The 24,773-nt window shown below is 74.7% G+C and carries 20 protein-coding genes and 2 pseudogenes; 10 read left to right on the top strand and 12 right to left on the bottom strand.

The window, feature by feature from the left end; translation table 11 throughout:
- Positions 1 to 4,641 (top strand): SAV_2336 N-terminal domain-related protein, encoded by a 4,641-nt coding sequence (locus tag ACZ4U1_RS17290; protein ID WP_467904018.1) that lies wholly within the window; start codon positions 1 to 3, stop codon positions 4,639 to 4,641.
- A gap of 25 nt (positions 4,642 to 4,666) precedes the next feature.
- On the opposite strand, the gene ACZ4U1_RS17285 is transcribed toward ACZ4U1_RS17290, so the two are convergent.
- On the bottom strand, positions 4,667 to 5,944 hold the full coding sequence (locus tag ACZ4U1_RS17285; protein ID WP_467904016.1) for an FAD-dependent oxidoreductase: 1,278 nt from the start codon (positions 5,942 to 5,944) through the stop codon (positions 4,667 to 4,669).
- A 164-nt stretch (positions 5,945 to 6,108) separates the two neighbouring features.
- Here ACZ4U1_RS17285 and ACZ4U1_RS17280 point away from each other — a divergent pair, with 164 nt between their 5' ends.
- Positions 6,109 to 6,600 carry a DUF1360 domain-containing protein gene (locus tag ACZ4U1_RS17280; protein WP_467904014.1) on the top strand — a complete coding sequence of 164 codons (492 nt, stop codon included), beginning with the start codon at positions 6,109 to 6,111 and terminating at the stop codon, positions 6,598 to 6,600.
- 59 nt (positions 6,601 to 6,659) lie between these two features.
- Here ACZ4U1_RS17280 and ACZ4U1_RS17275 read toward each other — a convergent pair.
- Positions 6,660 to 6,737, bottom strand: a pseudogene (locus tag ACZ4U1_RS17275) (MgtC/SapB family protein); the annotation flags it as partial.
- Between the two features lie 244 nt (positions 6,738 to 6,981).
- Here ACZ4U1_RS17275 and ACZ4U1_RS17270 point away from each other — a divergent pair.
- From ACZ4U1_RS17270 to ACZ4U1_RS17260, 3 genes are all read left to right on the top strand, one after another.
- Positions 6,982 to 7,410 (top strand): DUF2267 domain-containing protein, encoded by a 429-nt coding sequence (locus ACZ4U1_RS17270; RefSeq protein ID WP_467904012.1) that lies wholly within the window; start codon positions 6,982 to 6,984, stop codon positions 7,408 to 7,410.
- Positions 7,411 to 7,562: 152 nt separating this feature from the next.
- Entirely contained in the window at positions 7,563 to 8,024 is a 462-nt protein-coding gene (locus ACZ4U1_RS17265; RefSeq protein WP_467904010.1) for an ANTAR domain-containing protein, read from the top strand.
- Positions 8,025 to 8,446: 422 nt separating this feature from the next.
- Positions 8,447 to 9,619 (top strand): AI-2E family transporter, encoded by a 1,173-nt coding sequence (locus tag ACZ4U1_RS17260; protein ID WP_467904008.1) that lies wholly within the window; start codon positions 8,447 to 8,449, stop codon positions 9,617 to 9,619.
- A gap of 84 nt (positions 9,620 to 9,703) precedes the next feature.
- Here ACZ4U1_RS17260 and ACZ4U1_RS17255 read toward each other — a convergent pair whose 3' ends face one another.
- A complete protein-coding gene (locus ACZ4U1_RS17255; RefSeq protein WP_467904006.1) occupies positions 9,704 to 10,261 on the bottom strand; it encodes a TetR/AcrR family transcriptional regulator in 558 nt (185 codons plus the stop codon).
- A gap of 95 nt (positions 10,262 to 10,356) precedes the next feature.
- On the opposite strand from ACZ4U1_RS17255, the gene ACZ4U1_RS17250 reads away from it, so the two are divergent.
- Positions 10,357 to 11,514: an FAD-dependent monooxygenase gene (locus ACZ4U1_RS17250; protein WP_467904004.1), complete on the top strand. Its 1,158-nt coding sequence runs from the start codon at positions 10,357 to 10,359 to the stop codon at positions 11,512 to 11,514.
- A gap of 36 nt (positions 11,515 to 11,550) precedes the next feature.
- Here the strand turns inward: ACZ4U1_RS17250 and ACZ4U1_RS17245 are convergent, their stop codons facing one another.
- Entirely contained in the window at positions 11,551 to 12,918 is a 1,368-nt protein-coding gene (locus ACZ4U1_RS17245; RefSeq protein ID WP_467904002.1) for a Fic family protein, read from the bottom strand.
- A 14-nt stretch (positions 12,919 to 12,932) separates the two neighbouring features.
- Entirely contained in the window at positions 12,933 to 13,331 is a 399-nt protein-coding gene (locus ACZ4U1_RS17240; protein ID WP_467904000.1) for an ArsR/SmtB family transcription factor, read from the bottom strand.
- A gap of 161 nt (positions 13,332 to 13,492) precedes the next feature.
- On the opposite strand from ACZ4U1_RS17240, the gene ACZ4U1_RS17235 reads away from it, so the two are divergent.
- On the top strand, positions 13,493 to 14,599 hold the full coding sequence (locus ACZ4U1_RS17235; RefSeq protein WP_467904209.1) for an FUSC family protein: 1,107 nt from the start codon (positions 13,493 to 13,495) through the stop codon (positions 14,597 to 14,599).
- Positions 14,600 to 14,611: 12 nt separating this feature from the next.
- Here the strand turns inward: ACZ4U1_RS17235 and ACZ4U1_RS17230 are convergent, their stop codons facing one another.
- The 3 genes from ACZ4U1_RS17230 to ACZ4U1_RS17220 form a co-directional block, all read right to left on the bottom strand.
- Entirely contained in the window at positions 14,612 to 15,280 is a 669-nt protein-coding gene (locus ACZ4U1_RS17230; protein WP_467903999.1) for a hypothetical protein, read from the bottom strand.
- 61 nt (positions 15,281 to 15,341) lie between these two features.
- Entirely contained in the window at positions 15,342 to 15,857 is a 516-nt protein-coding gene (locus tag ACZ4U1_RS17225; RefSeq protein ID WP_467903997.1) for a molybdenum cofactor biosysynthesis protein, read from the bottom strand.
- A gap of 139 nt (positions 15,858 to 15,996) precedes the next feature.
- Positions 15,997 to 17,190 (bottom strand): PP2C family protein-serine/threonine phosphatase, encoded by a 1,194-nt coding sequence (locus tag ACZ4U1_RS17220; RefSeq protein WP_467903995.1) that lies wholly within the window; start codon positions 17,188 to 17,190, stop codon positions 15,997 to 15,999.
- A 294-nt stretch (positions 17,191 to 17,484) separates the two neighbouring features.
- On the opposite strand from ACZ4U1_RS17220, the pseudogene ACZ4U1_RS17215 reads away from it, so the two are divergent.
- Positions 17,485 to 17,934, top strand: a pseudogene (locus ACZ4U1_RS17215) (alpha/beta hydrolase fold domain-containing protein); the annotation flags it as partial.
- A 94-nt stretch (positions 17,935 to 18,028) separates the two neighbouring features.
- Entirely contained in the window at positions 18,029 to 18,562 is a 534-nt protein-coding gene (locus ACZ4U1_RS17210) for a prolyl oligopeptidase family serine peptidase (protein ID WP_467903993.1), read from the top strand.
- On the opposite strand, the gene ACZ4U1_RS17205 is transcribed toward ACZ4U1_RS17210, so the two are convergent.
- The 4 genes from ACZ4U1_RS17205 to ACZ4U1_RS17190 form a co-directional block, all read right to left on the bottom strand.
- Positions 18,498 to 19,349, bottom strand: coding sequence for a lysozyme (locus ACZ4U1_RS17205; RefSeq protein WP_467903991.1), 852 nt, complete (start codon positions 19,347 to 19,349; stop codon positions 18,498 to 18,500). The two genes, ACZ4U1_RS17210 and ACZ4U1_RS17205, sit on opposite strands and share 65 nt — an antisense overlap.
- A 93-nt stretch (positions 19,350 to 19,442) precedes the next feature.
- On the bottom strand, positions 19,443 to 21,299 hold the full coding sequence (locus ACZ4U1_RS17200) for a M1 family metallopeptidase (protein WP_467903989.1): 1,857 nt from the start codon (positions 21,297 to 21,299) through the stop codon (positions 19,443 to 19,445).
- A gap of 323 nt (positions 21,300 to 21,622) precedes the next feature.
- Positions 21,623 to 22,279, bottom strand: coding sequence for a maltokinase N-terminal cap-like domain-containing protein (locus ACZ4U1_RS17195; protein WP_467903987.1), 657 nt, complete (start codon positions 22,277 to 22,279; stop codon positions 21,623 to 21,625).
- 177 nt (positions 22,280 to 22,456) lie between these two features.
- A complete protein-coding gene (locus tag ACZ4U1_RS17190) occupies positions 22,457 to 24,064 on the bottom strand; it encodes an adenosine deaminase family protein (protein WP_467903985.1) in 1,608 nt (535 codons plus the stop codon).
- Between the two features lie 342 nt (positions 24,065 to 24,406).
- Here ACZ4U1_RS17190 and ACZ4U1_RS17185 point away from each other — a divergent pair, with 342 nt between their 5' ends.
- Entirely contained in the window at positions 24,407 to 24,643 is a 237-nt protein-coding gene (locus tag ACZ4U1_RS17185) for a DUF5133 domain-containing protein (protein WP_467903984.1), read from the top strand.
- The last annotated feature ends 130 nt before the right edge of the window (positions 24,644 to 24,773 follow it).

Genomic DNA, 24,773 nt, shown 5'->3' with positions numbered 1-24,773 from the left:
ATGGGCGAGGGCCTGCGCGACCATCTCGGGAGGATGCTCAAGGAGGGCTGCGCGTCCGGCCCGGACGCCGAACTCATGGCGGACGTGCTCTGGATGGCCTCGGTGGCCGGTCTGGAACCTCCCGCCCCGCCCGCTGACCGCGCCGACGAGGCCTCGCCGCTCCAGCCCCCGCACCCCGCCGACGGCCGTTCGGACGGTCCTTCCGCCCGGGTGGAGGACGCGTCGGACGAGGAGGAGGCCGAACTCCATCCATCGGCCGGGAACACCGGCCGCGGGGTACCGGAAGGGGGGTCCGGGCGGAGCGGCATCCCTCTGGAGACACCGCTCCTTCCGCTGCTTCCCGACGAACTCTCCCTGGCCCGGTCGCTGCGCCCGCTCAGACAGGACGTCGTCAGGCCCGGCCGGCCCGCGCTCGACGAGCACGGCACCGCACACGCGGTCGGCGAGTCGGGCATGCTCCTGCCCATGTGGCGGCAGCCCACGGAGCGGCGGTTCTCCGTCGACCTGGTGGTGGACGTGGGCCCGACCATGGCCGTGTGGCACCGCACCGGTGCCGAACTCCGGGCCCTGTTCGAACGGCACGGCGCCTTCCGCGACGTACGGACCTGGGCCCTGGACACCGACGCGGCCACCCCGGTGCTCTTCCCGTTCCGTCGCGGCAGGGCACGGCCGGACAAGGAGACCGGCCCCGCGCACCGCCTCCGGCAACTGGCCAGTCCCGACGGGCGGCGCCTGATCGTCCTCCTGACGGACGGGGTGGGGCGCGTCTGGCACGACACGGACTTCAAGTCGACCCTCGCCGAATGGGCGCGGCGGCAGCCCGTGGCCGTGCTCCAGGTACTGCCGCGCAGGCTGTGGCACCGCACCGCGCTGCCCACCGTCCCGGTCTCCGCGAAGCAGAACGGCCAGGCGCTTCCCGTGCCCTCCTTCCGCTGCACGGCGCCGCTGCCGGGTCTTCCCGCCGACGCACCGGACCGCAAGAAGATCACGTGGCTGCCGGTCATGGAGATCCGTCCCAACTGGCTCGCCCCCTGGGCCCATCTCCTCTCCGGCCACGCCTCGGGCTGGACACCCCTGCTGGCCACTCCCCTCACCACCGTCGACTGGCCGGCCGCTCCGCCGTCCAGCCCCACGCCCGCCGAGGACCCGGTCGAAGGCGTGCACCACCTCCGGATGAGCGTGTCACCCGGGGCGTTCCAGCTCGCCTGCTACCTCGCGGCCGCCCCGCTCACGCTGCCGATCATGCAGCTCGTCCAGCGGGCGATGCTGCCCCGGTCCACCCCCACGGAACTGGCGGAGATCTTCCTGTCCGGCGTGATCCGCCGGGTCCACCCGCCGCGTCCCGGCGAGAACCCCGACGAAGTCCTGTACGACTTCCACCACGGGGTGCGCGAGGAACTCCTGGGCTGTGTGACGACACAGGACTCCCTGACGGTGCTCGGGGACGTGCTGGCCAGGGTGTCGGAGAACGTGTCCCGGGTCTTCGGCGGCGCGTCCGGCTTCCGTGCCCTCGCCTCGCTCGCCTCACCGGCAGCGGCCACGGCCGAGTGGGACTCCCCCCTGCCGCGCGAGAGCGTCCCGTTCGCCAGGGTCGCGCTCACCGTCCTGGAGAGCGCGGGCGGCATCCACGGCGCCGCCGCACAGCGGATCAGGCAGTCGCTGGCCCTGGGCAGCCGGCAGGGTGTGGAGCGGGTTCCGCAACCATCGGTGGAGCCGGTCCCCGGACCCGAGCACCCGGCCCCGGCCGACGCGCCCGCGCCGCCGCCCGGGGACACGCCGACGGGCACCGCGCTCGTCGTCACCGGTCTCCCGGTCGAGTACGAGGCGGTACGGCAGCACCTCGTGGACCTGGAGCTGCTCGTCCATCCGAACGGAACCGTGCTCGAACAGGGTTCCCTGCCCCACACCCCCTGGAAGGTCGCGCTGGCGGAGGCCGGCGCGGGCAACCAGGCCCCCGCCGCCCTCATCGAAAGCGCCCAGAGCTGGTTACGGCCCGATGTCCTGCTCTTCGTCGGTCTGGCCGGCAGCGTCGCCGACGACGTCGGGCTGGGCGATGTCGTCGTCGCCAGCAGGGTGTACGCCTTCCAGGGGGTGGTCTCGACACCCGAGGGATTCCGGTCCCGGCCCTCGGTGTGGCACGCCTCGCAGCGTCTGATGCAGGTCGCGCGGGCGGCTCTGCGGGACTGGCGGCCCGCCGGGCGGGTGCACTTCAAACCCGTCGCGGCCACCGAAGTGGTGCTCAACCACCCGGCGTCCAGCCTGCTGCACCAACTGCTGCGGCGGTACGACGACGCCGTGGCCGTCGAGATGGAGTCCACCGGGATCTCCTACGCCGCCACCACCGCGCTTCCGGCCCTCACCGTCCGCGGCATCAGCGACACGGCCGACGGCCGGCGCGTCGACGACGCGGCCACCGTCCGGCAGCAGGCTGCCCGTGCCGCCGCCCGGGCCGCCGTAGCGGTGCTCGGCCGGCTGGCGGTCTCCGACACCGGGTCCGGCACCGCGGCGTCCGCGGCCCCGCCCGCCCCCGCGGCTCAGGAGGCGGAAGAGCCCGTACCGGCCGTCTTCGGCGGCGACCACATCGACTTCCGCGGCGGACTGTTCTCGGGTGCGGTGATCGGTCGCCAGGTGACCTTCCCCGTGGGCGTTCCCGCCACCCTCCCCCCTCCCACGAGCGGTTTCACCGGGCGGGACGATGCCATGGCCGCGCTGCTCGACGCTCTGGCTCCCACGGTTGCGCCCCATGACACGGTGGTCGTCACCTCCGTCGCGGGGCTGGGGGGCATCGGCAAGACGGCGCTGGCCGTGCAGGCGGCGCACACGGCCCGCGCCAACGGCTGGTTCCCCGGGGGCACCCTGTTCCTGGACCTGCGCGGGTACGGCGACGATCCGGTCACCGCCGATCAGGCCGTGACCCTCCTCCTGGAGGCCCTGGGAGTGCGGGCCGACCACCTGCCGAGCACGGCCCCGGCCCGGCTCTCGCTCTACCGGACGCTGCTCGCCCAGCAGACCCGGCCCGTCCTGATCGTCGCGGACAACGCCTCCTCGGCCGAGCAGGTCACCCCGCTGGTCCCGCCCTACGAACGGCACCGTCTCGTGGTGGTCTCACGGAGCAGGATGCCGCGCCTCGCGGCACGCTCACTGGTCCTCGATGAGCTGTCCCTCCAGGCTTCGACAGCCCTCCTCGACAACGCGCTGCGCATCGCCAACCCGTCCGACGACCGCGTGGCACGCCATCCCGAGGACGCCGGCGCCCTCGCGCGGCTGTGCGGCCGGCTGCCCCTGGCCCTGCAGATCGCCGCCGCCCGGCTGGCCGCCGACCCGCACATGACGGTCGCCGAGCTGGCGGACGAGCTGGCGACGTCCCACGACAGACTGGACAGCCTCGACGACGGCACCCGCAGTGTGCGCTCCGTCTTCGACTCGTCCTACCGCCGTCTGACGTACGAAGAGGCCCGCGTCCTGCGGGTGCTGGCCGCCGCCCCGAGTCCGGACCTCAGTACGGAGGCGCTCACGGCTCTGCTGGGCGAGGACGCACCGCCCTTCCGCGTACTCGCCGGCCTGGAGCGGGCCCACCTGGTCACGCGGGGCAGCAATCGGTCCCGGTGGAGCATGCACGACCTGGTGCGTGCGTACGCGCTGGGGGTGGCGACCGGCGAGACGGCCGAGGAGATCGACGCGGCGCGCTCACGGGTGCTCGCCTTCTACGCGCAGTGGGCGGAGGAGGCCGACGTCCGGTTGCGGGCGCAGCCCGGCGAGTCGCTGCCGGTCCGGTTCGACAGCCGGTCCGCCGCTGTCGCCTGGATGGACGCCGAGCGTGTCAATCTGGTGAGGGCCGTCCTCTGGGCCGCGGAGACCGAACGCGCCCCGGTCGCGGTCCGGCTCGCCCTGGCGCTGACCGAGTACTTGAGCTGGCGTGGTTTCGTGGACGACTGGATCAGAGTGAGCGAGTGGGCCGCCCTGGCCGCCCGGCACGTCGGCAACCGGGAGGCCGAGGCCTTCGTCCTCGGTTCGCTGAGCCGTGCGCTGGAGGAGGACCAGCGGCCGGCCGAGGCGGTCGATGCCGCCGCGCGAGCACTGGCGCTGTTGGTGATGATCGGCCCCCGGGACGCGGAAGCGGCCGGCTGGCACGACTACGGCCACGCCCTGAGGGCGGCAGGCCGCCTCGAAGAGTCGGTCGACGCGCTCACCCGCGCCCGCGACATGCACCAGGAAACGGGACACCGCACCGGCGAAGGGGCCGCCTGGAACGACCTGGGCCTGGCCCTCGCCGAAACAGGGCGGCTGGAGGAGGCGATCGACGCTTTTGTCCGCGCCCGGGACATCCAGCGGGAGACCGGACAGCGCACGGCTGAAGGAGTCGCCTGGAACAACCTCGGCCTCACGCTGGCCGAGGCGGGCCGTGTGGAGGAGGCCGTCGCTGCCCATGGGGCGACGCTGGCGATCTGCCGGGATCTCGGCGACTGGTACGGCGTGGGGGTGGCGTCGAGCAACCTCGGCGCGCTGTACGCCGGGCTCGGCAGCGTGTCCGAGGCCCGTGCGGCCTGGGAGGAGGCCCTGGACGCCTATGACCGCGCCGACGCGCCGGAGCAGGCACGTCAGGCGCGGAAGCGGCTGCGGGAGCTGGGGGACACCGGATGAGGCGGGTGGCCGGCAGCGGCTGAGGTCACGGGTGCGGTGCCCCCCTGGCGGCTTCCGCATCCGGTGCCGGCCGGCGGACCGCCTCGGCGGGAGGACGTTCCCGGAGGGCGCCGTACGCGACGAAGTACGCGGGCAGGCGGCGCAGCCAGGGCGAGCCGGCGACCAGGCCCGCGACACGCCGGGCCCGCTCGGCGCTGCCCAGGGGCGGCCGGCCGCGCAGGACCGGGGCGATGAAGCGGGCGTGGGCGGCGCGCTGCAGCGCCTGGGTGGCGACCGTGGTGGGCCGGCGGCGGCGCTGCACCGCGCGTACGTCGGGCAGGCCCACGGTCCCGCGGCGCAGGGGCTCGGCCAGGAGGCGGGCGGCGGCCACGGCGTCCTGCACGGCGAGGTTGATGCCGATGCCGAAGACCGGGGACATGGCGTGCGCGGCGTCGCCGATGCACAGCAGGCCGGGGCGGTGCCAGCGGCGCAGCCGGTCCAGGTGGACGTCGAGGAGTTTGACGTCGTCCCACGAGCGCAGGGCGTGCGTGCGATCGGCGATCCAGGGGACGGCGGCGGCGTAGCCGGCGAGGAACCGGTCGAGGCCGGCGGCGCGGCGCTCGGCGTCGGTGCCCTTGGGGATGAGGGCGGCGCACTGCCAGTAGTCGCCCCGGTCGATCATCGCGGTGAGGAAGCCCTCTCCGGCGCCGCCGACGAGTCCGCTCGGGTCGCCGTCCTGCCGGGGCAGGCGGAACCACCAGGCGTCCATGGGGCAGCCGAAGCGGCGCAGGCGCAGTTCCGGCAGGGTGCGGGCGAGCGATCCGCGGCCGTCGCAGGCGACGGTGAGGACGGCGCGCAGCTCGCCGGTGCGGCCGTCGGAGGTGCGGTAGCGGACCCCGGTGACCCGCCCGGACTCGGTCAGGAAGGAGGTCGCCTCCGTGTTCATCCGCAGCCGGAAGGCCGGCTCGCGCCGGGCCTCGTCGGCGAGGAGGTCCAGCAGGTCCCACTGGGGGACCATCGCCACATAGTTGTGGGGGCCGTTCAGGACCGAGAGGTCCGCCACGGTGACCGCCGAGCGGCCGGGGCCCACGGGCAGCTGGACGGTGCGGACGCGGCGCTGCGGCAGCCGGGCGAAGCGCTCGGCCAGCCCCAGGTCGTCCAGCAGGGCCAGGGTCGAGGGGTGGACCGTGTCGCCGCGGAAGTCGCGCAGGAAGTCGGAGTGTTTCTCCAGGACCGTGACCTCGATCCCGGCCCGTGCCAGCAGCAGGGCGAGCACCATGCCCGCCGGACCGCCTCCCACGACACAGCAGGTGGTCTTTTCCATTGCGGTCCTGCCCTTCTCGGGAGCAGCGTTCAGCGGAAATTCATCATCTGATGAATACTATACCCCGGTGCGGACCGGAAGGTCACGTGTCGTCTCCGCGCCGGGGGGAACTCGTTGCGCCCGTGACAGGTACGGACACGCACCGGGGAGGCCGGGGAAGTCTCATGAGCACGGACGCCGCACGCTACGACGACCAGGACGACGTCCCCCTGGGCGGGTACGCCGCCCTCGCCTCCGTGTTCGCGGCGGGCGTCGGCACCTTCGCGCTGGCGGCCCGGCGCCGGGGCGTACAGCTGCCGCAGCAGGTGCCGCCCTGGGACGTGGCGCTGCTCGGCACGGCGGCGTACAAGACGTCGCGGCTGCTGACCAAGGACAAGGTCACCAGCTTTCTCCGGGCGCCGTTCACCCGCCGCGCGGGCCAGGGACAGGGCAACGAGGTCATCGACGAACCCCGGGGCAGCGGGCTGCGCCGGGCCGTCGGCGACCTGCTGGCCTGCCCGTTCTGCACCTCCGCCTGGACCACCGGCGCCCTGGTGTGCTCCTACACGGCTGCGCCCCGGCTCACCCGGCTGGTGTGCGGCGGCCTCGGCGCGCTGACCGTGGCGGACTGGCTCCAGTACGCCTGGACCTGGACCCAGCGGACGGCCGAGGACTGAGCAGGCCGGACCGCGGGCCCGCCGCCGAGGGCTCTTCGCCCTCCGGCTGTTCGTCGCTGTCCGCCGCAGGCCATGCCGACCGCACAGGTCAGCCAGACCGTGGCCGCGGTGGTCAGGCCCCGTACGGCGTCCCACCGTGACGGGGCTGCCGTTGTGGACGTCCCACAGGGGTGCCGGCAGTGCCGCGTCCGCCATGCGCACCTCGCTCGTCACGTCGGCCGGTGTTCCGCTGCCGACGCGTACCCGGCGACGGGCCGCCGACGCGGCGGGCCGGTGTCCTCTTCGCCCGTGACCGGGTGCGGGTGCGGGGTACTCGGCGAGTGCCGCTACGCCCGGGTGACGGGCGTACCGTCAGCACTTCGTGCGGAAGGGACCGGTCTCATGCGGCACGACGAGATGATCGGAAAGGTGCAGGCGCTGGCCCAGCTGCCCGACCGGGGGACGGCCGAACGGGCCGCGCACGCGGTCGTGAGCACGCTGTCGGAACGGCTGCCGTCCGGGCTGGCCCGGCATGTGGCCGCCCAGCTGCCGCCGGACATGGCGGCGGCCATGCGGGAGGCCGCCGACGCGTCCGCCGCTCCGGACTCCGGTACGGCCGGTGAGCGGTTCGGGCTCACCGCCTTCGCCGGACGCATCGCCGTCCGGGCGGGCACCGACGAGGACACGGCGCTGCGGGAGGCCGCGGCCGTGATGGAGGTACTGGACGCCGCCCTCGCCCCGGAACTGACCGAGCGGATGGCCCACGCGCTGCCCGCGGACATCCGCGAGCTGCTGCCGGTGGAACGGGCGACGCAGGACATCGAGGGCTGAGACCCGGGAGACGGGGCGGGAGGCGGGGTGCGCCGCACCGCGACGCGGACCCCACAGCGTGACCGGGGTCCGTGATGCTGATTCAATTCGTGTGCACGCGCTCACCGGGGGCAGGCGTGACAGTGACGCCCCCCGCATGGAAAAGGTGCTCCATGGCCTTCTTCGCCCTCTCCCGGCACCAGCCGCTGGTCCTGCTCTCGGCCACCGACCTGGCGTCGGAGTACCACCGGTTGCAGGAAGAGAACCAGCAGCTGCAGCGCGCCGTGACCTCGCACGCCGTGATCGACCAGGCCATCGGCGCCGTCGTCGTCCTGGGACGGATAGCCCCGGAGGAGGCCTGGCGGGCGCTGCGGGACGTCTCCCAGCGCACCAACGTCAAGCTGCGGACCGTCGCCGAGCACATCCTGGACTACGCACAGGGCGGCACGCTTCCCGAGCCCGAGCGGATCGAGCTCGGGAAGGCGATCACCCGCTACCGCCGGTGCGGCGAGACACCCACGGCATTGCGTGACGGCGTGCCCGCGCCGGGCGGCGGTGCCGGGAGCGACGGGCCGTCGGCCGCCGCAGCAGCCACCGGTCCTCGACCTGGTCCAGCCCGTACAGCAGCAGACTGAGCACCGGGAGCAGCAGTACCGCGACGGTGATCACTGGAGGTTCCCCCTCCCTGCCGACGACACCCGCCGAGTGCCCTCACCCGGTGAGCCGACCCGCGCCGCGTGTGAAGGTCCTGTGAGCGGAGCGGATGACGCCACCGCGGCCCGCCGGGACCCGGCCCGCCCGCGGCCCGGTCGTCACCCGTGCGGTCCCGGCCGGCGGCGAGGACTTCCCCGCCGCGCCCACCGCCGGCACTCGGACCGTAGCCCCCCGCGGGCGCCCGCCGTTGGCGGACGGTGCTCCGCGCCGGCACCGGACACGCGCGGGGCGGCGCTGCCACGCGGGTGTGCCGGGCGCGCCGCTTTCGCGTCGCGTGCTTACGGTGCTGTGGAGGTGACCGGCCGTCCGCGGTCGGCGCGCAGGGTGCAGAGGAGGCGGGGCGGTGGTGGGCGACGCGCGTCGGCGGGCGGCCGGGCGGGGCGGTCGGCGCCGGGCCGCGGGTGTGGTGCTGGGCAGCCGGCCGGCCTACTCCGTGCGACTGCCGCCCCCGCCCCGCCCGGGGCCGGTGGCGCCGGCCGAGCGGACGGTGCCGTGGCTGCGGATCGCCGCCGCCTACGCCTGGCGGCTGATTCTCGTCGGCGTCGGCGTCTACGGCGTCTTCAGCCTCCTCGGCAGCTTCCAGCTCGTCGCCGTCGCCCTGTTCCTCGCGCTGGTCGTGACCTCGGTGCTGCGCCCGCCGACCGATCTGCTCGCCCGGTTCCTGCCGCGGCCGCTGAGCGTGGCGGTGGCCCTGGTGGGCAGCCTGGTGCTGCTGCTCGGCCTGCTCGCGCTGGTCGGCAGCGCGGTGGCGGGAGAGTCGGCCCGGCTGGCCGGTGAGTTCCGCGGCGGTGTGCACCGCATCGAGGAGTGGCTCCAAGGGCCGCCGTTCCGGCTCGGGCCCGGTGCGCTCTCCGAACTGCAACGCCAGGTGACGCAGTACGTCTCCGCGCACCGGGCGTCGCTGCTGAGCAGCGCGGTCAGCCAGCTGGGCCGGGTGGTGGAGCTGGTCACGGGCGGCGCGCTGGCCCTGTTCGCCTCGGTGTTCTTCCTGCATTCGGGCGAGCGTCTGTGGGGCTGGGTGAGCGAGCGGCTGCTGCCGAGCGGGGCCCGCCCGGTGTGGGAGCGGGCGGGACGGGCGGCCTGGCGGACCTTCGCGGGGTACACGCGCGGCATCATCATCGTGGCCGGCACCAACGCCGTGCTGGTGGGTGCGGCCCTGCTGGTGCTGCGGGTACCGCTCGCGCTGCCGCTGACCCTGCTGGAGTTCTTCGCCGCGTTCGTCCCGCTGGTGGGGTCACCGGTCGCGCTCGGGGTGGCCACGGTCGTCGCGCTGGCCGGGCGGGGTCCGCTGACGGCCGCGGCCGTGCTGGTGCTGATCGTGGTGATCGGCCAGCTGGAGGGGCATGTGCTGCACCCGCTGGTGATGAGCTGGGCGGTACGGCTGCACCCGCTGGTGGTGGCCGTGTCGGTCATCGCGGGCAGTATCGTCGCGGGCGTGATCGGTGCCGTCGTGGCAGTCCCGCTGGTCTCGGTCGTCTGGGCGGTGCTGAGCGCGCTGCGCGCGTTGCCACCGTGAGCACCCGGCCCCCGGACGTACGGCTCGGCGCGGCGACGCACCGCTCGGCACAGCGACGCACCGCTCGGCGCGGCGACGTACGGCTCAGCGCAGCGCGGCGGCGACGAGCCCGCGGATCTCCTCCTCCCGGACGCTTCCGCCGTGCACCAGGCGGTCGAAGACCAGCCCGTCCACACAGGTCAGCAAGGTCACCGTGCGGTCCTCCGGGTCCGCCACCCCCTGTGCGGCGAGGAAGGCGCGCACCACCCGCCGCCCCTGGTTCTCGCGCGGCACCAGGATCTCGCGCAGTTCGGGGTGGTGGGCGCTCTCGACGGCGCAGGCGTAGCGGGCGAGGGACCGCCGGCGGCCTTCCCCGGTGAGCCGCGTCCGGACCAGCGCGGCGATGCCCGCCGTGAGCTCGTCGGCGGTGCGCGGCACCGGGGTGCGGGCGCCGGTCTCCTCCAGCTCCGCCTGGTCGAGCGCCACCAGCCGCCGGACCAGCGCGGTCAGCAGGGCCTGCCGGGTGCGGTAGTAGGCGGAGGTGGTGCCGGGCGGCAGCTGCGCCGCCCGGTCCACGGCGCGATGCGTCAGCCCCCGCATGCCGGTGTCGGCGAGCACGGCGATCGCCGTGTCGGCGAGGAGAGTACGTCGGTCTGTGGCCACCTCCTCTTTCTACACCCGGCTTCTACGTCTGTAGAACGCCGCGCTAGGGTGCTTCTACAGGTGTAGAAGACACGGACGGACGAAGGGGGACCGGCATGGGCGGTACGGCGGTGGTGGTCGGAGGCGGTATCGGCGGGCTGGCCGCGGCCCTGGGGCTGCGCCGGATCGGCTGGGAGGTCCGGGTGGTGGAGCGGGCCGCCGTCCTGGCCGACGCGGGCGCGGGCATCTCCCTGCACGCCAACGGGCTGCGCGCGCTGGACGCCGTGGGAGTGGGCGCCGAGGTCCGGGCGGCGGCACGGCCGCAGTACACCGGCGGTACCCGCACCCCGAACGGGCGCTGGCTGGCGCGCATGGACGGCACGCTGCTGGAACGCGAGCTGGGCTCGCCCATCGTCGGCATCCCGCGCGCGGTGCTGCACCGCCTGCTGCGCGCGGCGCTGCCCGCCGAGTGCCTGCTCGTCGGCGAGACCGTGCACACGCTCGACCTGTCGGCCCCGGACCGGGTGGGCGTGCCCGTCGGCGACGGCGTCCTGGACGCGGACCTGGTCGTCGCGGCGGACGGCGTGCACAGCCGGCTGCGCGGGCTGCTGTTCCCGGACCACCCCGGCCCGGTGTACGGCGGTTCGACGGTACTGCGGGCCATCACCGAAGGCCCGGTGGAGGTGCGGACCGACTTCGAGCTGACCTGGGGGCCGGGCGCGGAGTTCGGGCACATCGGATTCACCGACGGCCGCGCCGAGTGGCACGCGGTGCTCAACGCGCCGCCCGGGGTGCGCCACGCCGACCCGCTCGGCGTGCTGCGCGAGCGGTTCCGCGACTGGCACGAGCCGATCCCCGCGCTGCTGGCCGCCACCCGCCCCGAGGCCGTGCTGCACCACGACATCCATGAACTGGTCACGCCCCTGCCGGCGTTCGCGGCGGGCCGGGTCGCGCTCCTCGGTGACGCGGCGCACGCCATGACACCGCACCTCGGCCAGGGCGCCTGCCAGGCCCTGGAGGACGCCGCCACCCTGGCCGGCGCGCTCGCCGGGGAGCCGTCGGTCGACGCGGCACTGGCCCGGTACGACGCCGAGCGCCGCCCCCGGGCCCAGTCGGTCGCCCGCGCCGCACGCCAGGCCGGCCGGATGGGCCAGCAGCTGTCCCACCCGCTGGCCGTCGCCCTGCGCGACACCGGGATGCGCCTCGCCCCGTCCCGGGCGACGCTGCGGGCGATCCTGCGGCACGCCGACTGGACGCCGCCGAGCCTGGCATGACCGGCCGCCAGGCGGTTTCGTTCGGATCAGGCCGGATCAGGCCGCGGCGGCGTTGCGGCGGGTCTGGGCGAGGTGGAGGTCGAGGTGCCGGGCGAGGGTCGGCCCGTCCTGGGGCTCGTCGGCCTGGAAGGTGACGCGCCGGAGCAGACCGGCGTCGTCGAGCGCGACGCCCTCCCGGGCGAGGACGAAGACGAGGGTGAGGAAGGCGGACCGGGCGTTGCCGTCGTCGAAGGGATGGAAGAAGCAGACGTCCAGGCAGGCACAGGCGGCCCGGGCGGTCAGCGGGAGGGGCCGTCCGGCGTCCCGGGCGCTCTCGGCCAGGCAGGCGTCGAGGCGGGCGCGGGTGTCCGGCCCGATGCCGTAGCGTTCCCGGCCGCGCTTGGCGAAGGCGGGCAGGGTGCGGAACGGCGGCGGCTGCGGGGTGCCCAGGACGTGCTGCTGCCAGCCCTGGACCAGAGCGAAGTCGAGCGGGGCGCCGCGCGCCGCGTCGGCCCGCAGCCGCTCCAGGGCGGTGAGCAGGCCCTGGGCGCGGGCGGGATCGAGGGCGCCGTCGAAGGCGCGGATGTCCTCCGCCGCTCCGTCCCGGACCGGGGTCACCGGCCCGTCGCCACCGCCGTCCGGCGCCTCGTGCCACGGCACGGCCGCGCGCACCGCGAGCCAGCGCCGCAGGTGGTCCGGCGGCGGCCCGGCGGCCGGTGCCCCTGCGCCGTCCGGCGGCAGTGAGCGGGCGAGCCGCTCCGCGACGTCGTCGACCAGTTCCGGCTCGGGCGCGGTCCAGCTGGCGAACCGGCCGCCGATCGCCTCTTCCACCAGTTCCCCGGCGACCTCGGGTGCGACGCCCCAGCGGGCGAGGAACCAGGTGAGCACCTGACGGCAGTGCCGGTACCAGCCGCTGCCGCAGCCGGTGCGGTCGGCGACGTGCAGGATCAGGCCGCGGGCGGCGCGCTCCCACAGGGTCCGCTGCTCCTCGGCGCCCCTCGGGTGCAACGGGTGGGCGTCGAACCGGGCGGCCAGGCCCTCCAGCCACTCCCGCCACTCGCACAGCGCCGCCACGACCCGGTCGAGTGTCTCCTCCGGGGTGGTGACCGAGTCCTCGGGGCAGCACCAGCCACCGACCGGCCCGCCGTCGAAGTCCCCTTCGTCGCGCGCCCAGCGCCAGCCGACGGTCCAGCGGCCGTAGCGGTCCACGAGGGCCTGCGACATGGCGTGGGCCCAGGGTCCGGCCTCGCGCCGGCTCCAGTCGCCCAGCGCCGGGTCGCCCTCGGGAACGTCCGGGCGGCGCGGCACCCGCCGGGCCGGCCCGAGCGACCGCACCACCCGCGGCACCGACGCGCTGTCGCAGGCATGCCGGGCGGGGTCCGCTTCGCCCCAGGTCAGAAGGGCTGGGGTCAGCTCCGCTCGCACCACGCACCCCCCGGCTAGGGGGCCGTGCCGGACGACGTCTCCTCCGGGAGACCGGCGTCCGCGCCGTCGCTGAGGCCGAGGCGCAGGTGCTCGACGTGGTAGACGGCCTGGTCGAGGAGTTCGGCGACATGGCCGTCGTAGAGGGCGTAGATCACCGAACGGCCCTGGCGGCGGCCGACGACCAGGCCGAGGTTGCGCAGCAGCCGCAACTGGTGCGAGCACGCGGACTGCTCCATGCCGACCTCGGCGGCGAGTTCGGTGGCCGCGCACGGGCCCTCGCGCAGCCGGGCCAGGATCAGGAGCCGGGACGGGGTGGCGAGGGCCTGGAGGGTGGTCGCCACCCGGGTGGCGCTGTCCGCGTCCAGGCGCGTGCGAGGAACCGCTGTCCGCGCGGGAGTTGCTCCATGACCCATGGCAGTCATCATACAGACGACACTTGAACGCTTCTTCATATGTACCGTGTGAAGGCGCGGGGCAAGGTACCCGGGCCGAGCAGGCATGGACCGGTGCCGGAGGTGGCACCCGGGTCGCCGTGCGTGGGATACGACGGACCTGGCAGGGAGTACGGCGAGATCTGTCGGCCGCGGTGGGCGCGGCGCGGCGGGCCCGGGCCGGACCGGGCCGGGAGCGGGACATGGCCGTCCAGGCGGTGAAGGCGGCGCTGGCCGCGTGGGTGGCCTGGGCGGTGGCCGGCTGGTGGCTGCGGGCGCCGGTGGCGTTCGTCGCGCCGTGGGTGGCGGTCGTCCTGGTGGAGTCGACCGTGTACCGGTCGATCGCGCACGGCCTGCAGCAGCTCGCCGCGATCGCGGCCGGCACCGTCGCGGCCACCGCGGTCGGGCTGCTGCTGCACAGCACGGTGGCCGCGATGGCGGTGGTCCTCCCCCTCGTGATGCTGCTGGGCCAGTGGCGGCGCCTGGGCAGCCAGGGCATCTACGCGGCCACCGGCGCCCTGTTCGTCCTGACCAACGGGTCCGTCACCGTCGCCACCTCCGCGGCCCGGCTCGCCGAGGCCGCGTTCGGAGCGGTCGTCGGCATCGCCGTGAACGCCCTGGTCCGGCCGCCGCTGTACCTGCGCGACACCCGTGCCGTGCTGCGGGACGCGACCGAGGAGACCCACGACATCCTGCGGGCCGTGGCCGACGGGCTGGCCGCGGGACACTGGGACGCCGAGGAGGCCGGCGCCTGGCACGAGCGCGCCCTGCGGCTGCACCGGCTGGTGGAGCAGGCCCGCTCGGCGGTCGAGTGGGGCCGGGAGAGCCTGCGCGCCAACCCGCGCCGCCGCCGTACCGGCGCCGCGCCGCTGCCCGGCAAGGGGTACGACGACGCCCTCCTGGTGCTGGACTACGCGGCCGTGCACACCGCCGAGGTGACCCGCACCGTGCTGGAGGCCGCCGCCGAGGACCGCCCCGCGCCCCGGCCGCACCCCCGACTCGCCCGCCGGTACGCAAAGTTCCTGTGCCGGACCGCCCGCGCGCTGCGGCTGTACAGCCACAGCCGGTTCGGCGACGAGTGCGAGGACGAGCTGCGCGAGGCCGTGGCGGAACTGCGCGGCGCGCTCACGGAGCTGCGCCGGGACCTGGTGCGCTCCACGACGGACGATCCCGACGAGGTCGCCACCTACGGCGCGCTGCTCACCCAGGCCCACCGGCTGGCCGACCAGCTGGCCGTCTCGGGTGCGTGAGCGCGTCCCGGGTCAGTCGACCGTGGCGCCGGCGAGGACCGTGTCGACGTCCTGGGCGAGCGACGGGTCCCCCGCGCCGGTGGTGAGCCCGAGCAGGAAGGAGGTGCGCTCGCCGTGGATGGTGACCACGGTCATCTCCAGGCGGGCGGTACCGTCCTCGCCCTCGATCCGCAGGACGGCCGTGTGCGCCGGCTGGCCGTCCACGGTGGTCGCGTGCGACTCCTCCAGGGTGGCGGGCCGGTCGGGGAAGAAGAACTCGGCGTTGGAGCGGGCGGCGGACTCCGTCATCCGCTCCAGGTCGGCACGGGGCACGGTCTGCCCGGCGCGGCCCGCGAGGACGGTGCCGCCGGTCTTGCTGTCCTCCGTGGTGGGGGCGGTGCTGATCTGCGAGGAGAACGCGCCGATCAGCTTCTTGTCCTTTGCCGCGTCGTGCTTCCAGCCGTCGGGGACGCCGTAGGAGAGGCCGGCGCGGGTGTCCGTGACCCGGGGCCGGCCGGCGAGCGGTCCGTCCTCCCCGCCGCGCACCCACCACACGGCCGCCGCCACGCCCACGACGACCAGCAGCAGCGCGGTCACCCCGGCCACCACCCGCCGCCGGGACCGGGCACGGGCGGGCCGCGGCACCGGGCCGGGGTACGGGTGGGAGGGGTACGGCGTCGGGGAGGGCGTCGGCGTGGTCATGCCCCCAGCCAACACGATCTTCGGGGGGCGGCGCCTGAGTCGTCGTACTCATGCGGCGTACTCATGCTCCGGGCGCCGTGTCCCCGGGTTCCCGCACGCCGAACAGGGCGGGGCCCACGGCCAGGACGCCGTCGGTCAGCGGCCGGCAGCGCACTCCCCCGCCGCCGCGCAGGGCACGCTGGGCGCCGGGACCGAGGGTGGTGTCCATCCAGGCGCAGGGCCGGGCGGCGCTGCGGACCTCCAGGTCCACCGGTCCGCTTCCGCAGTCGAGGAACACCGTCCGGCCGATGCAGGCGTCGATGTCGACCCCGCGCAGCAGGACGTTGCGCCGGGTCCGCAGCAGGTCGGCCGGGTACGGTCCCGGCTGCGGCAGCCGCTCGGCCGCCATCAGGGTGATCGAGGCGTTGCGGTGGGCGGGGTGGTTGAAGTACCGGTCGCCGACGATGCCGAGGCCCGCCCGCACCTCGGCCGTCGTCACCCGTTCACCGGGCGGCAGCTCGGGCAGGCCGTCACCCGGCCGGCCGACGAGCCGGTGCACCGGCGACACCAGCAGCTGGAGGATCTCGACGTGCGGCACGCGTCGAGCCTAACCGGCACTCCCCACCGCCTCGCCGCCGGTGCCGGCCCGCGCCAGGAGGCGGCCGCTCTCCCCGGCCCGCCGACGGCGGAAAGCTCCCCGAACTCGGGGGGGGGCAGCGTCACCCCCCGGAGGCGGTTCAGCGGTCCGGCTGCCACTCGAACATCAGGATCGTGGCGTCGTCGCGCAGCCGGCTGTCCTGGGAGTCCAGCAGCGAGTGGATCAGGCGTCGGAGCGTCTCGGGCGCGATCTCGCCGGTGGTGCTGGCCCGGATGACGTGGTCCGCGAAACGCTCCAGGCCGAGCATCCGGCCGTCGGCCGTGCGGGCCTCGGTGACCCCGTCGGTGTAGAGCAGCACCCGGTCGCCGGGCTGGAGCCGCGTCTCGTGCACCCGGCGGTCCCGCGCGGACAGCAGGGAGCGCAGGCCCATGGGCGGGTCGGCCTCGCGGACCAGCGCGTCGGCGATCAGCCGCTGGTCGCGGATCAGGAGCGGGGCGGGATGCCCGCAGTTGCTCCATTGCAGCACCCCGCTGGTGAAGTCGAGCTGGGCGAGGATCCCGGTGCAGAACTGGTCCGGCAGCCAGCGGCTGAGCGCCTCGTCCACCCCGTCGACGAGCGAGCGCAGGTCGGCGTCGGTGCGCCGGGCGTTGCGGCAGGCCGCGAGGGCCACCGCGCTGGTCAGCCCCGACAGGAGGTTGTGTCCCATGGCGTCCAGGACGACGGCGTGCAGGGAGCTGGTGGTGAGGGAGTGGTCGAAGGCGTCGCCGCCGATGTCGTAGGCCGGTTCCAGGACGGCGGTGGAGACGACCTGGCCGTTGCCGATGGTGCGCGGCGGCAGGAAGGCCCGCAGCATCTCGGCGGGCAGGCGCATGGCCTCGGTGCGGGTGCGCCGTACGAAGGAGTCCTTGTAGGCCCGCTTCGAGGTGATCATCATCGCCAGGAGGGCGGCGAGGGCCCGGCCCTGCCGCAGGGAGGTCGCGGTGATCGCCTGTGCGTGGACGGCGAGCACGCCGAGCCGTTCGGCGCCGTCCAGCAGCGGGAACCAGGCTGTCATGCCGTCCCGGTCGGACTCCTCCACGCGCAGGGACTGGGTGCGGTAGCACCACCCGGCGAGCGAGTCGTCGATGGGCATGCTGGCGGCCACGTCGGTGAGCGGGATGAGATGACGCTGCTGGAGGTCGGAGAGGTAGACCACGGCGTGCGGCAGGCCCAGTGACTTCGCGCAGTGGGCCACGGCGGTCGCCAGGTCCAGGATGCAGTTGGCGGGATCGGCGAGGAACTCCTCCAGCGGCGCCCCGCTCGGCTCTGCGGTCACCTGACCATCACCACCCATCGTCTTCCTGGCAGTCTCCCCGCCCGCCCCGCACCGCGCAGTCCGGACGCACCCGCACGGGCCGGCCGGGCCGCGTCCGCAGCGACCCGGATGCGGCCGCCCCGTGCCGCCGCCCGACCGCCGTTCCCCCACCCCGCCCACCGACGACCGGGCGCGCGGCGCGGTTTCCCGCTGCCGCGCGACCCGCCGAAGGCGCCAGGGACGCGGAGTCTCCCCCACGGGAGGTTACACGTGTAACTTCCTCACGTCCGCGCTGTGCCGCTGGTCCGCGCACCGCAGGCTCCGCCCCGGCCGATGACGGAAGTGACGGAAGGCCCCGACATGACCTCAGCAGCCCCCGCCCACCGCGACGCCGGCTGGCCCCCGCCGCCGTTTTGGGCCCCGCTGCCCGCCGTGACCGGCGCCGACGGGGTGCGCCGCTTCCACGGCCTGGGTTACGCCACCTCGCCCGGCTACCGGCCGCGCCTGCTCGACGTCCACCTGCCGCCGGGCCGGCGGCCCGTACCGGCCGTCGTATGGATCCACGGCGGCGGCTGGCTGGAGGGCGACCGGCGGCACCCGCCGCCGACCGTGCCGGTGGAGCTGCTGCACGGAGCCGTCCTCGGTGCCGGCCTGGCCCTGGTCGCGGTGGACTACCGGCACAGCCTGGAAGCGCCGTTCCCGGCCCAGCCGCACGACGTCAAGGCCGCCGTCCGGTACGTACGGCGGCACGCCGACGTCCTCGGCGTCGGCCCGGAACGGATCGGCGCCTGGGGCGAGTCGGCCTGCGGCCACCTCGCCGCACTGGCCGGCCTGGTCCGCGCCGACGTCCACGGATCCGGGCTCGAAGGCCGGGAGGGTGCCGGACGGGGACAGCTCGGTGCGGGCCGTGGTCGACTGGTACGGCGTCTCCGACATCGAACCGCTGCTCGGGCAGTCCCTGCCGGCCCTGCCCGGCCCGCCGGACGCGCCGCCGTACCCGGATCCGTTCGAGGCCCTGCTCGGCGGCCCCGCGGCCGAGCGGCGGGACCGGGCCCGCGCGGCCAGCCCCGTGACGTACGCGGCGGGCATCACCCCGCCCCCGTTCCTGCTGATCCACGGCCGCGCGGACCAGGTCGTCCCGTACAGCCAGAGCGAGGCGCCGGCCCGGGCGCTGACGGCCGCGGGCGGGGATGTCACCCTGCGCCCCGCGCCCCGTGGAGGGGGCCGACCACATCTTCCTCGGCTCCTCGGAGGTGCCCGCCATCGTCGCGGAGAGCTGTCGACTTCCTGCGGTGCCGTCTGTCCGCCTGAACCGGCCGGGCCGGGCGGACCCACGCGGCGCTGCGTCACCCACCCGCTACCGCGAGGGAGTCGGTGGCGAAGTCCCGCAGGCCGTCCTGGGAGCCGTTGAAGCGGTCGTGGTCGCCGACCGTCGGGCCGCTGGAGGTGTACTGCCACATGGTGTACGACGTCCAGCCCGACGGCAGCGGCCCGACGGTGGAGGCGTAGCGCGCGATCCACAGCGGGTTGTCCGCGGCGAAGCCGGCGTGGTCGCCGGTGCACTGGGTCCACCAGTTGGTGGCCGTGTAGATGACCGCGTCCCGGCCGGTGCGCTCCTTGTAGCGGTCCAGGAAGTCACGGATCCAACTGACCATGCCGCTCTGCGACTTGCCGTAGCAGGCGTCGCCGTACGGGTTCCACTCGATGTCGAGGGCGCCGGGGAGGGTCTTGGCGTCGTCCGACCAGCCGCCGCCGTGGTCCACGAACCAGTCGGCCTGGGCGGCGCCGCCGGTCGTGTCCGGGGTGGCGAAGTGGTAGGCGCCGCGGACCATGCCGATGCCGTACGAGTCGTCGTACTGCTGGGTGAAGTAGGGGTTGGTGTAGTACGTCCCCTCCGTGGCCTTGGTGTACGCCCACTTGGTGCCGCTGTCCCACAACGTCTGCCAGTCGACGTCGCCCTGGTGGCTGGAGACGTCGACGCCCTCGGTCTGGGAGGCGCGGGCGGCCGGGGGCCGGGTGCCGGTGTCGCCGTCGTGGGCGAGGACACCGATGCCCATGTAGGCGCTGCCGCGCTCGGGTGCGCCCCCGGCCGGCTCGGGCACGGCCGGGGGGCTCGACAGGAACAGGAGCAGGCCGGTCAGGACGCCGGTGAGACAGAGGCGGGACCGGCCGCGGAAACGGGATATGGGGATTCGCACGACTCCATCTGACCCGGGGCCGGGTCGTCCCGCACCCCGGGTACCGCCCAACGGAGCCTTACGCGGCCGGTGGTTGGGCCATGTGGGTGCCGCTCAGCCCTCGATGCGGTGCTGCGTCCAGAAGGCGGTCAGGTCCGTGCTCGTGGCGGCCTGGGCGGCCGCCTTGAACTCGGCCGTGGTGGACACGCCGTACCAGTGGGCGCTCGCGTAGTCCTTCAGCAGCTTGGCCATGGCGGTGTCCCCGAGGACGCGCCTGAGGTCGTGCAGGGCGCACTTGCCGTAGCCGTAGACCACGGTGGAGTACCGGGAGGAGTGCGTGTCCCAGTACGCCATCGAGTTGCTGATCTTCTCGGCGCTGGAGGCCCAGGACACGCTGCTCCAGCAGTTGGTTCCGGTCTTGCCGAGGGCGAGGTCGGTGGCGTAGTCGGTGAACGACTCGTCCAGCCAGGGGCTGGTGTACTCGTCGTCGCCGACGATGCCGTACCACCACTGGTGGCCGATCTCGTGGGTGAGCGCGGTGGTGCTGACCAGGTCGAGGACGAAGCCGGGGTACTCCATGCCGCCGAACCAGTAGTTGTTGTCGATGACGGCGTCCAGTTCGCCGTACGGGTAGGCGCCGAACCGGGAGGCGTGGGCGTCGACCGCGGTCTTGGCGGTGCTGAGCATCGACTGGGCGCTGGAGGAGCTGATGCCCGAGACGGAGTAGACGTTCACCGGGACGCCGGCGGCCGAGGTTCCGGAGATCTTGCTGAAGGGGCCCGCGGCCCAGGCGAAGTCACGGACCTTGCCGGCGGTGGCCGTGGTGACGGTACGGCCGCTGGAGCCGGGGGTGTCGGTGGAGGTGCCGGTGGCCGGGACCAGCAGGGTGCTGGGGTGGTCGAGGGTGACCTTGAAGTCGGCGGCGAGGGAGTAGAAGGACTCGCCGTTGTTCGTGTACGGGTCCAGGTGCCAGCCGGCGCCGTCGCGGACGGCGAGGACGGGCAGGGCGTTGCCGAGGAAGCTGAACGCGCCGTCGTGTCCGAAGCGGTCGGCGCCGCTGGGCACGGTGATGCCGAGGTCGAAGCCGAGGGTGGCGCTCTGGCCCTGGGCGAGCGGGCTCGGCAGGTCGATCTTCAGGGCGGTGCAGGCGACGGACAGGGCGCCGGCGGTGCCCCCGGTGACGTTGCTGACCTTGATCGGCATCGCGTCGCAGCTGCCGTGGTAGTTGTCCCACAGCCGCAGGTACACCTCGCCGAGCGCGGTGGCGGAGGCGTTGGTGAAGGTCACGCTCTCGCGCCCGGTCCAGACGGTGCCGCTCGTGTCGCTGCTCAGGTTCACGGTGTACGCGGGCGCGGCCGGGGTGCGCGTGGCGTCCGTGGCGGGCGGGGTGGAGCCGTCGGAGGTGTCGAGGGCGATGTCGTCCAGGACGAAGCTGGTCTGGAGGCTGGAGTCCTCGGTGCCGGTGAAGGACAGGTTCACCGTCTGGCCGGCGAAGGAGGAGACGTCGATCGACTTCTGGACGTAGCCGGTGTTCTCGTCCAGGTTCGAGTAGGTGGCCAGTGTGGTGCTGCCGATCTTCGCCGTGAGCTTGTCGTAGGCGATGGACGAGGTCGTCTCGGCGGTGTCGATGTGCAGCCAGAAGGTGAGGGTGGCGGTGCCGCAGCCGGAGGGGATGGTCACGCTCTGGCCGAGGGTGTCGGTGCGGGTGGTGCCGGCGCCGTCCAGCCAGGCGTAGGAGCTGCCGCTGTGGGCGGTCTGCCCGGAGCGGCTGGTGATCACGGTGGACGAGGACGCGGTCCAGGGTGAGGTTCCGCTTTCGAAGCCACCGTTGGTGACCACCTGGGCCGGAGTGCAGGCGGCGGGGGCCGTGGCCGGCCCGGCGGTGGCGGGGGTGCCGGGGAGCACCAGGGCGGCCACTGCGGCGACGGTCAGCGCGCCGGCGCCGAGGGCCTTGTGGGGGGTCGGTCTCACACGCTACTCCTTCGTGGCGGCCGGGATTGCGGCCTGCTCGAAGGCCGCCGGTCCGGCTGGGGTGCGCCGGGGCGGCCGCGGACGGGGCCCCGCGATCTCTGTACGGGGATGCCCGTCGCGCCCTCATGGGGTCAGGGCTGCGACTGCCGAAAGAGTGACAGATTTGACCGGTGCATGCCAGGCCCGAAGAAGGTGGTGCCTCCCGGGGCACTGCCGTCGGCACCGCCCGCCGGCCAACGGGCGGCGGGCGGACGGGCGGACGGGCGTCGGGCGGACGTCAGGCGTCGGGCGGACGTCAGGCGTGGCGGACGGGCGTCGGGCGGTCAGGCGGCGCGCAGGGTCATGAAGACGGCCCGCAGCCGGGTGCCGTCCGGGCCCGGCCAGCCGGTCGCGACATGCCCGAGGGCGTCCCGCGGCGGCAGCGGCGGGTTCTCGGTGACGGGCGTGAGCACCCGGTGGACGTGCAGGACCGCGCCCCGGGGCACGGGGAGGCGGGTGCCGTCGCGGTCGTGGGCCGGCTCGGGCGTGAAGCCGGCCGGTACGAGCGGGGCACCGCCGTAGGAGCGGGTCACCTCGTGGTCGGGGGTGTCGGAGACGCTCTGGGCCATCGCCTGCGCCCTGCCCTCGATCAGCGCCAGCAACTCGGCGACCAGCACCGGGTCGTGGCAGCCGTCGTAGACCCAGCGCTTGCCCAGCACCCCGTGCTCCATCGTGCCGACGAGGGCGTGCTCGGCGCCCTCCAGCGGCGCCCCGCGGTAGGTGAGCGGCGCCAGGTAGGCCGTACGCTGCGGGGTCGACGTGTCGGTGGCCACCATGAACTCGATGCCGACCTCGCCCTCGGGGTCGTCCAGCCGGAACCCGCCGGACTTCTCCAGCACGGGCGCGTCCGGGCCGCCGCGGTACCAGGGGCGGGCGGGCAGCCAGTCGGTGAGCAGTTCGAGCTTGGTGGGCTTGAGGGTGGTGTGGTGGATGACGGCCATGCCGGTGGGTGCCTCCCGTGCTGCGGATGCGGACCCCGCTCAGCCTTCCACACCGTCTGGGCCGGTCAGCGCCTGGCTCAACTCCGCCCATCGATTCGGTGGTTCGCGTCGGCGCGGACCGGCGGCCGGACGCCGGGACCGGCCAGTAGGGGGTTGTCCCGGCGCCGGCAGGGGGCGTCAGCTCGTGTGGGTGCGCTCGAAGGCGAGGAACGCGGCCTCCTGACGCCATTCCAGGCGGGCCTTCGCGCTCTGGGTGAGCAGGTGGCGGCAGGCCGCGCCGCGCACGGGCAGGCCGGGGTGTTCCAAGCGGCAGGCCGCGACCCGCTGGTAGCCCCTGGCGGTCGGGTTGCCCTGCCACAGGCTCGCGCCGGGCAGGAAGCCGTACTCCAGGGAGGCGCGGGCCAGGTCCTTCAGCTCGGGGTAGCGCAGGCCGTAGGTGGCGGCCGCGTACTGGTACTCGTGGCTGATGTCGATCCGGGACACCCCGGGGTCGTCCGTGGCGAGGACGACCGGGACGCCGTAGCGGCGGTAGGTGGTGAAGGGGTGGTCGGCGCCCTTGACGCCGAGGATCTGGGCGTTGCTGGAGAAGGGCACCTCCACGGCCACCTCGCGGTCCGCCATGGTGCGGGCGGTGCGCCGCCAGCCGTCCTCGTGGACGAGGTCGACGCCGTGTCCGACCCGCTCGGTGCGGGCGACGTCCACGGCCTCCCTGATGTGGAACTTCAAGTCCTCGGGCTTGACCAGCCCGGGCCACAACTCCCCCGCGTGCAGCGTGACATGGGCCTTCGGGTACTGCGTGCGCAGGTAACCGACCATGCGCATCTGCAGACTGTAGTCGCGCAGGGAGCTGTCCCAGTCCTCGGGCTGGACGAGGTTGACGGCGACGAACCGCGGGTCGGCCTCGGCCAGCCGCATCCCGAGGGCGAGCTGGGTGAAGACCCGCTCCGGCGCACTGCTCCGGGACGCCTGGGAGATCCAGCGGACGGTGAGCCCGCAGCCGGGCCGGGCCTGCGGGGTGCCGCAGCGCCCGGTGGCGCGGAACTCGGCGTCGCCGTCGTCGGCCTCCTCGCGGGCCTCGGCGACCAGCTTGTCCAGCTTGCCGTCCGCGACCAGCCTGCGGTGCAGTGCGGCGAGGTCGTCGTCCCAGCCCACCTGGGCGGCGAGCTTCTTCGCGCCGTCGGAGGCGGGGGTGACCATCGTCTCCAGGTAGAACTGGTTGTCGCGTACGACGGTGTCGGCGGCCTCCGCGAGCAGCTTGCCCCGGTGCCGCCAGGTGACCTCGCCGAACTTGACGAAGGTGTCGAAGAAATGGTCGTGCCCGTTCTCGCCGGGCGGGAAGTCCTCCATGGACCAGGCGCGGATCAGCGCCTTGCGGAACGCGCGGTCGCTGCGCGCGTCGGCGGCCGGCCGGGTGCCCGGGCCGCAGGGCGGGGCGAGCGCGGTCAGCGTCGCGGTGTCGACGCACAGCCCGTCCTCGGCGGCCAGCTCGATCAGGTACTCCGTGGACACCGCCCCGGAGAGGTGGTTGTGCAGGTCTCCGCCCTTGGGGAGCTGCCGGAAGAACGCGCGCAGGGCCGCGGGCCGGTCGCGCAGGGAGCGGAGACGGGCGTCCGTACGCGCCTCCGCCTCCGTGACCGGCCGGGGCGGCGGCGCGGCGGGCCGGTGCTCGCGCTGCGCCGGCTGGGCGGCGGCGGGCAGGGCGGACAGCAGGGACAGAACACTGAGGGCGCCGAGCGCGGCGGGAACGGCCCGGCGGCGCACGGCACTTCGAGGTTGCAGACTCACAGGGGCATGATCACGGAAGGATCACGGCGGCGGCCCCTGATCGGGCGGATCCCGGCCGGAGAGCACCCGACCGGGTGACGCCCCGGCGCGCACCGCCGCTCCCCACTGCCGCCACGGCACCGCCAACTGCCCCGGCGCGGCCGCGAGTCCCGCCCCCCCCCAGCCCCGGCCACCGCCGAAAGCCCCCCTCACCGCCACGAGCCCCGGCACCGCCTCCGACGCCCATGCCCCCGGGCACCTCCGCTCCCGCCCGCACCGCTGACCCCGGACGCATGCGCGGCTGCTCTCCGGGTATCCGCCCTGCGACTTCGTGCATCGGCGACCATCAAGGAGGCGGAACGCATGCTCATGGCACACCCCGCGGTACTGCAGGACCTCATCGCCCAGTACGAGGCCCTCGTGCTGCTCGGGGCGGAGGAGAGCACGCCCCAGGCCCGGCAGCGGCTCGCGGACGTGTCGTACACGCTGTGCGTGGCCACCGGGACGCGGGATGTCGACATGGCGCTGATCGCCGCCCGCCACCGTCTCTCCGGGGCCCGTCCGGAGGACGACTCGCTGCTCCAGGCGTCCGGGGCGTGAACCCGCCCCACCCCGGCGGCAGTCAACCAGCACCCTCCCCCTGAACCCGTCGCTTCCCGCTTCTGGTCGGCGCGGCCTGCCGGACGGTATACAGGCCCCGTCGACCGCGCGAGGGCCGCGCGGGAGCAGG

The organism is Streptomyces sp. NPDC028928, assembly GCF_055564915.1.
The sequence above is the reverse complement of the archived record's forward strand: the minus strand, read 5'-3'. Positions and strand labels throughout refer to the sequence as shown.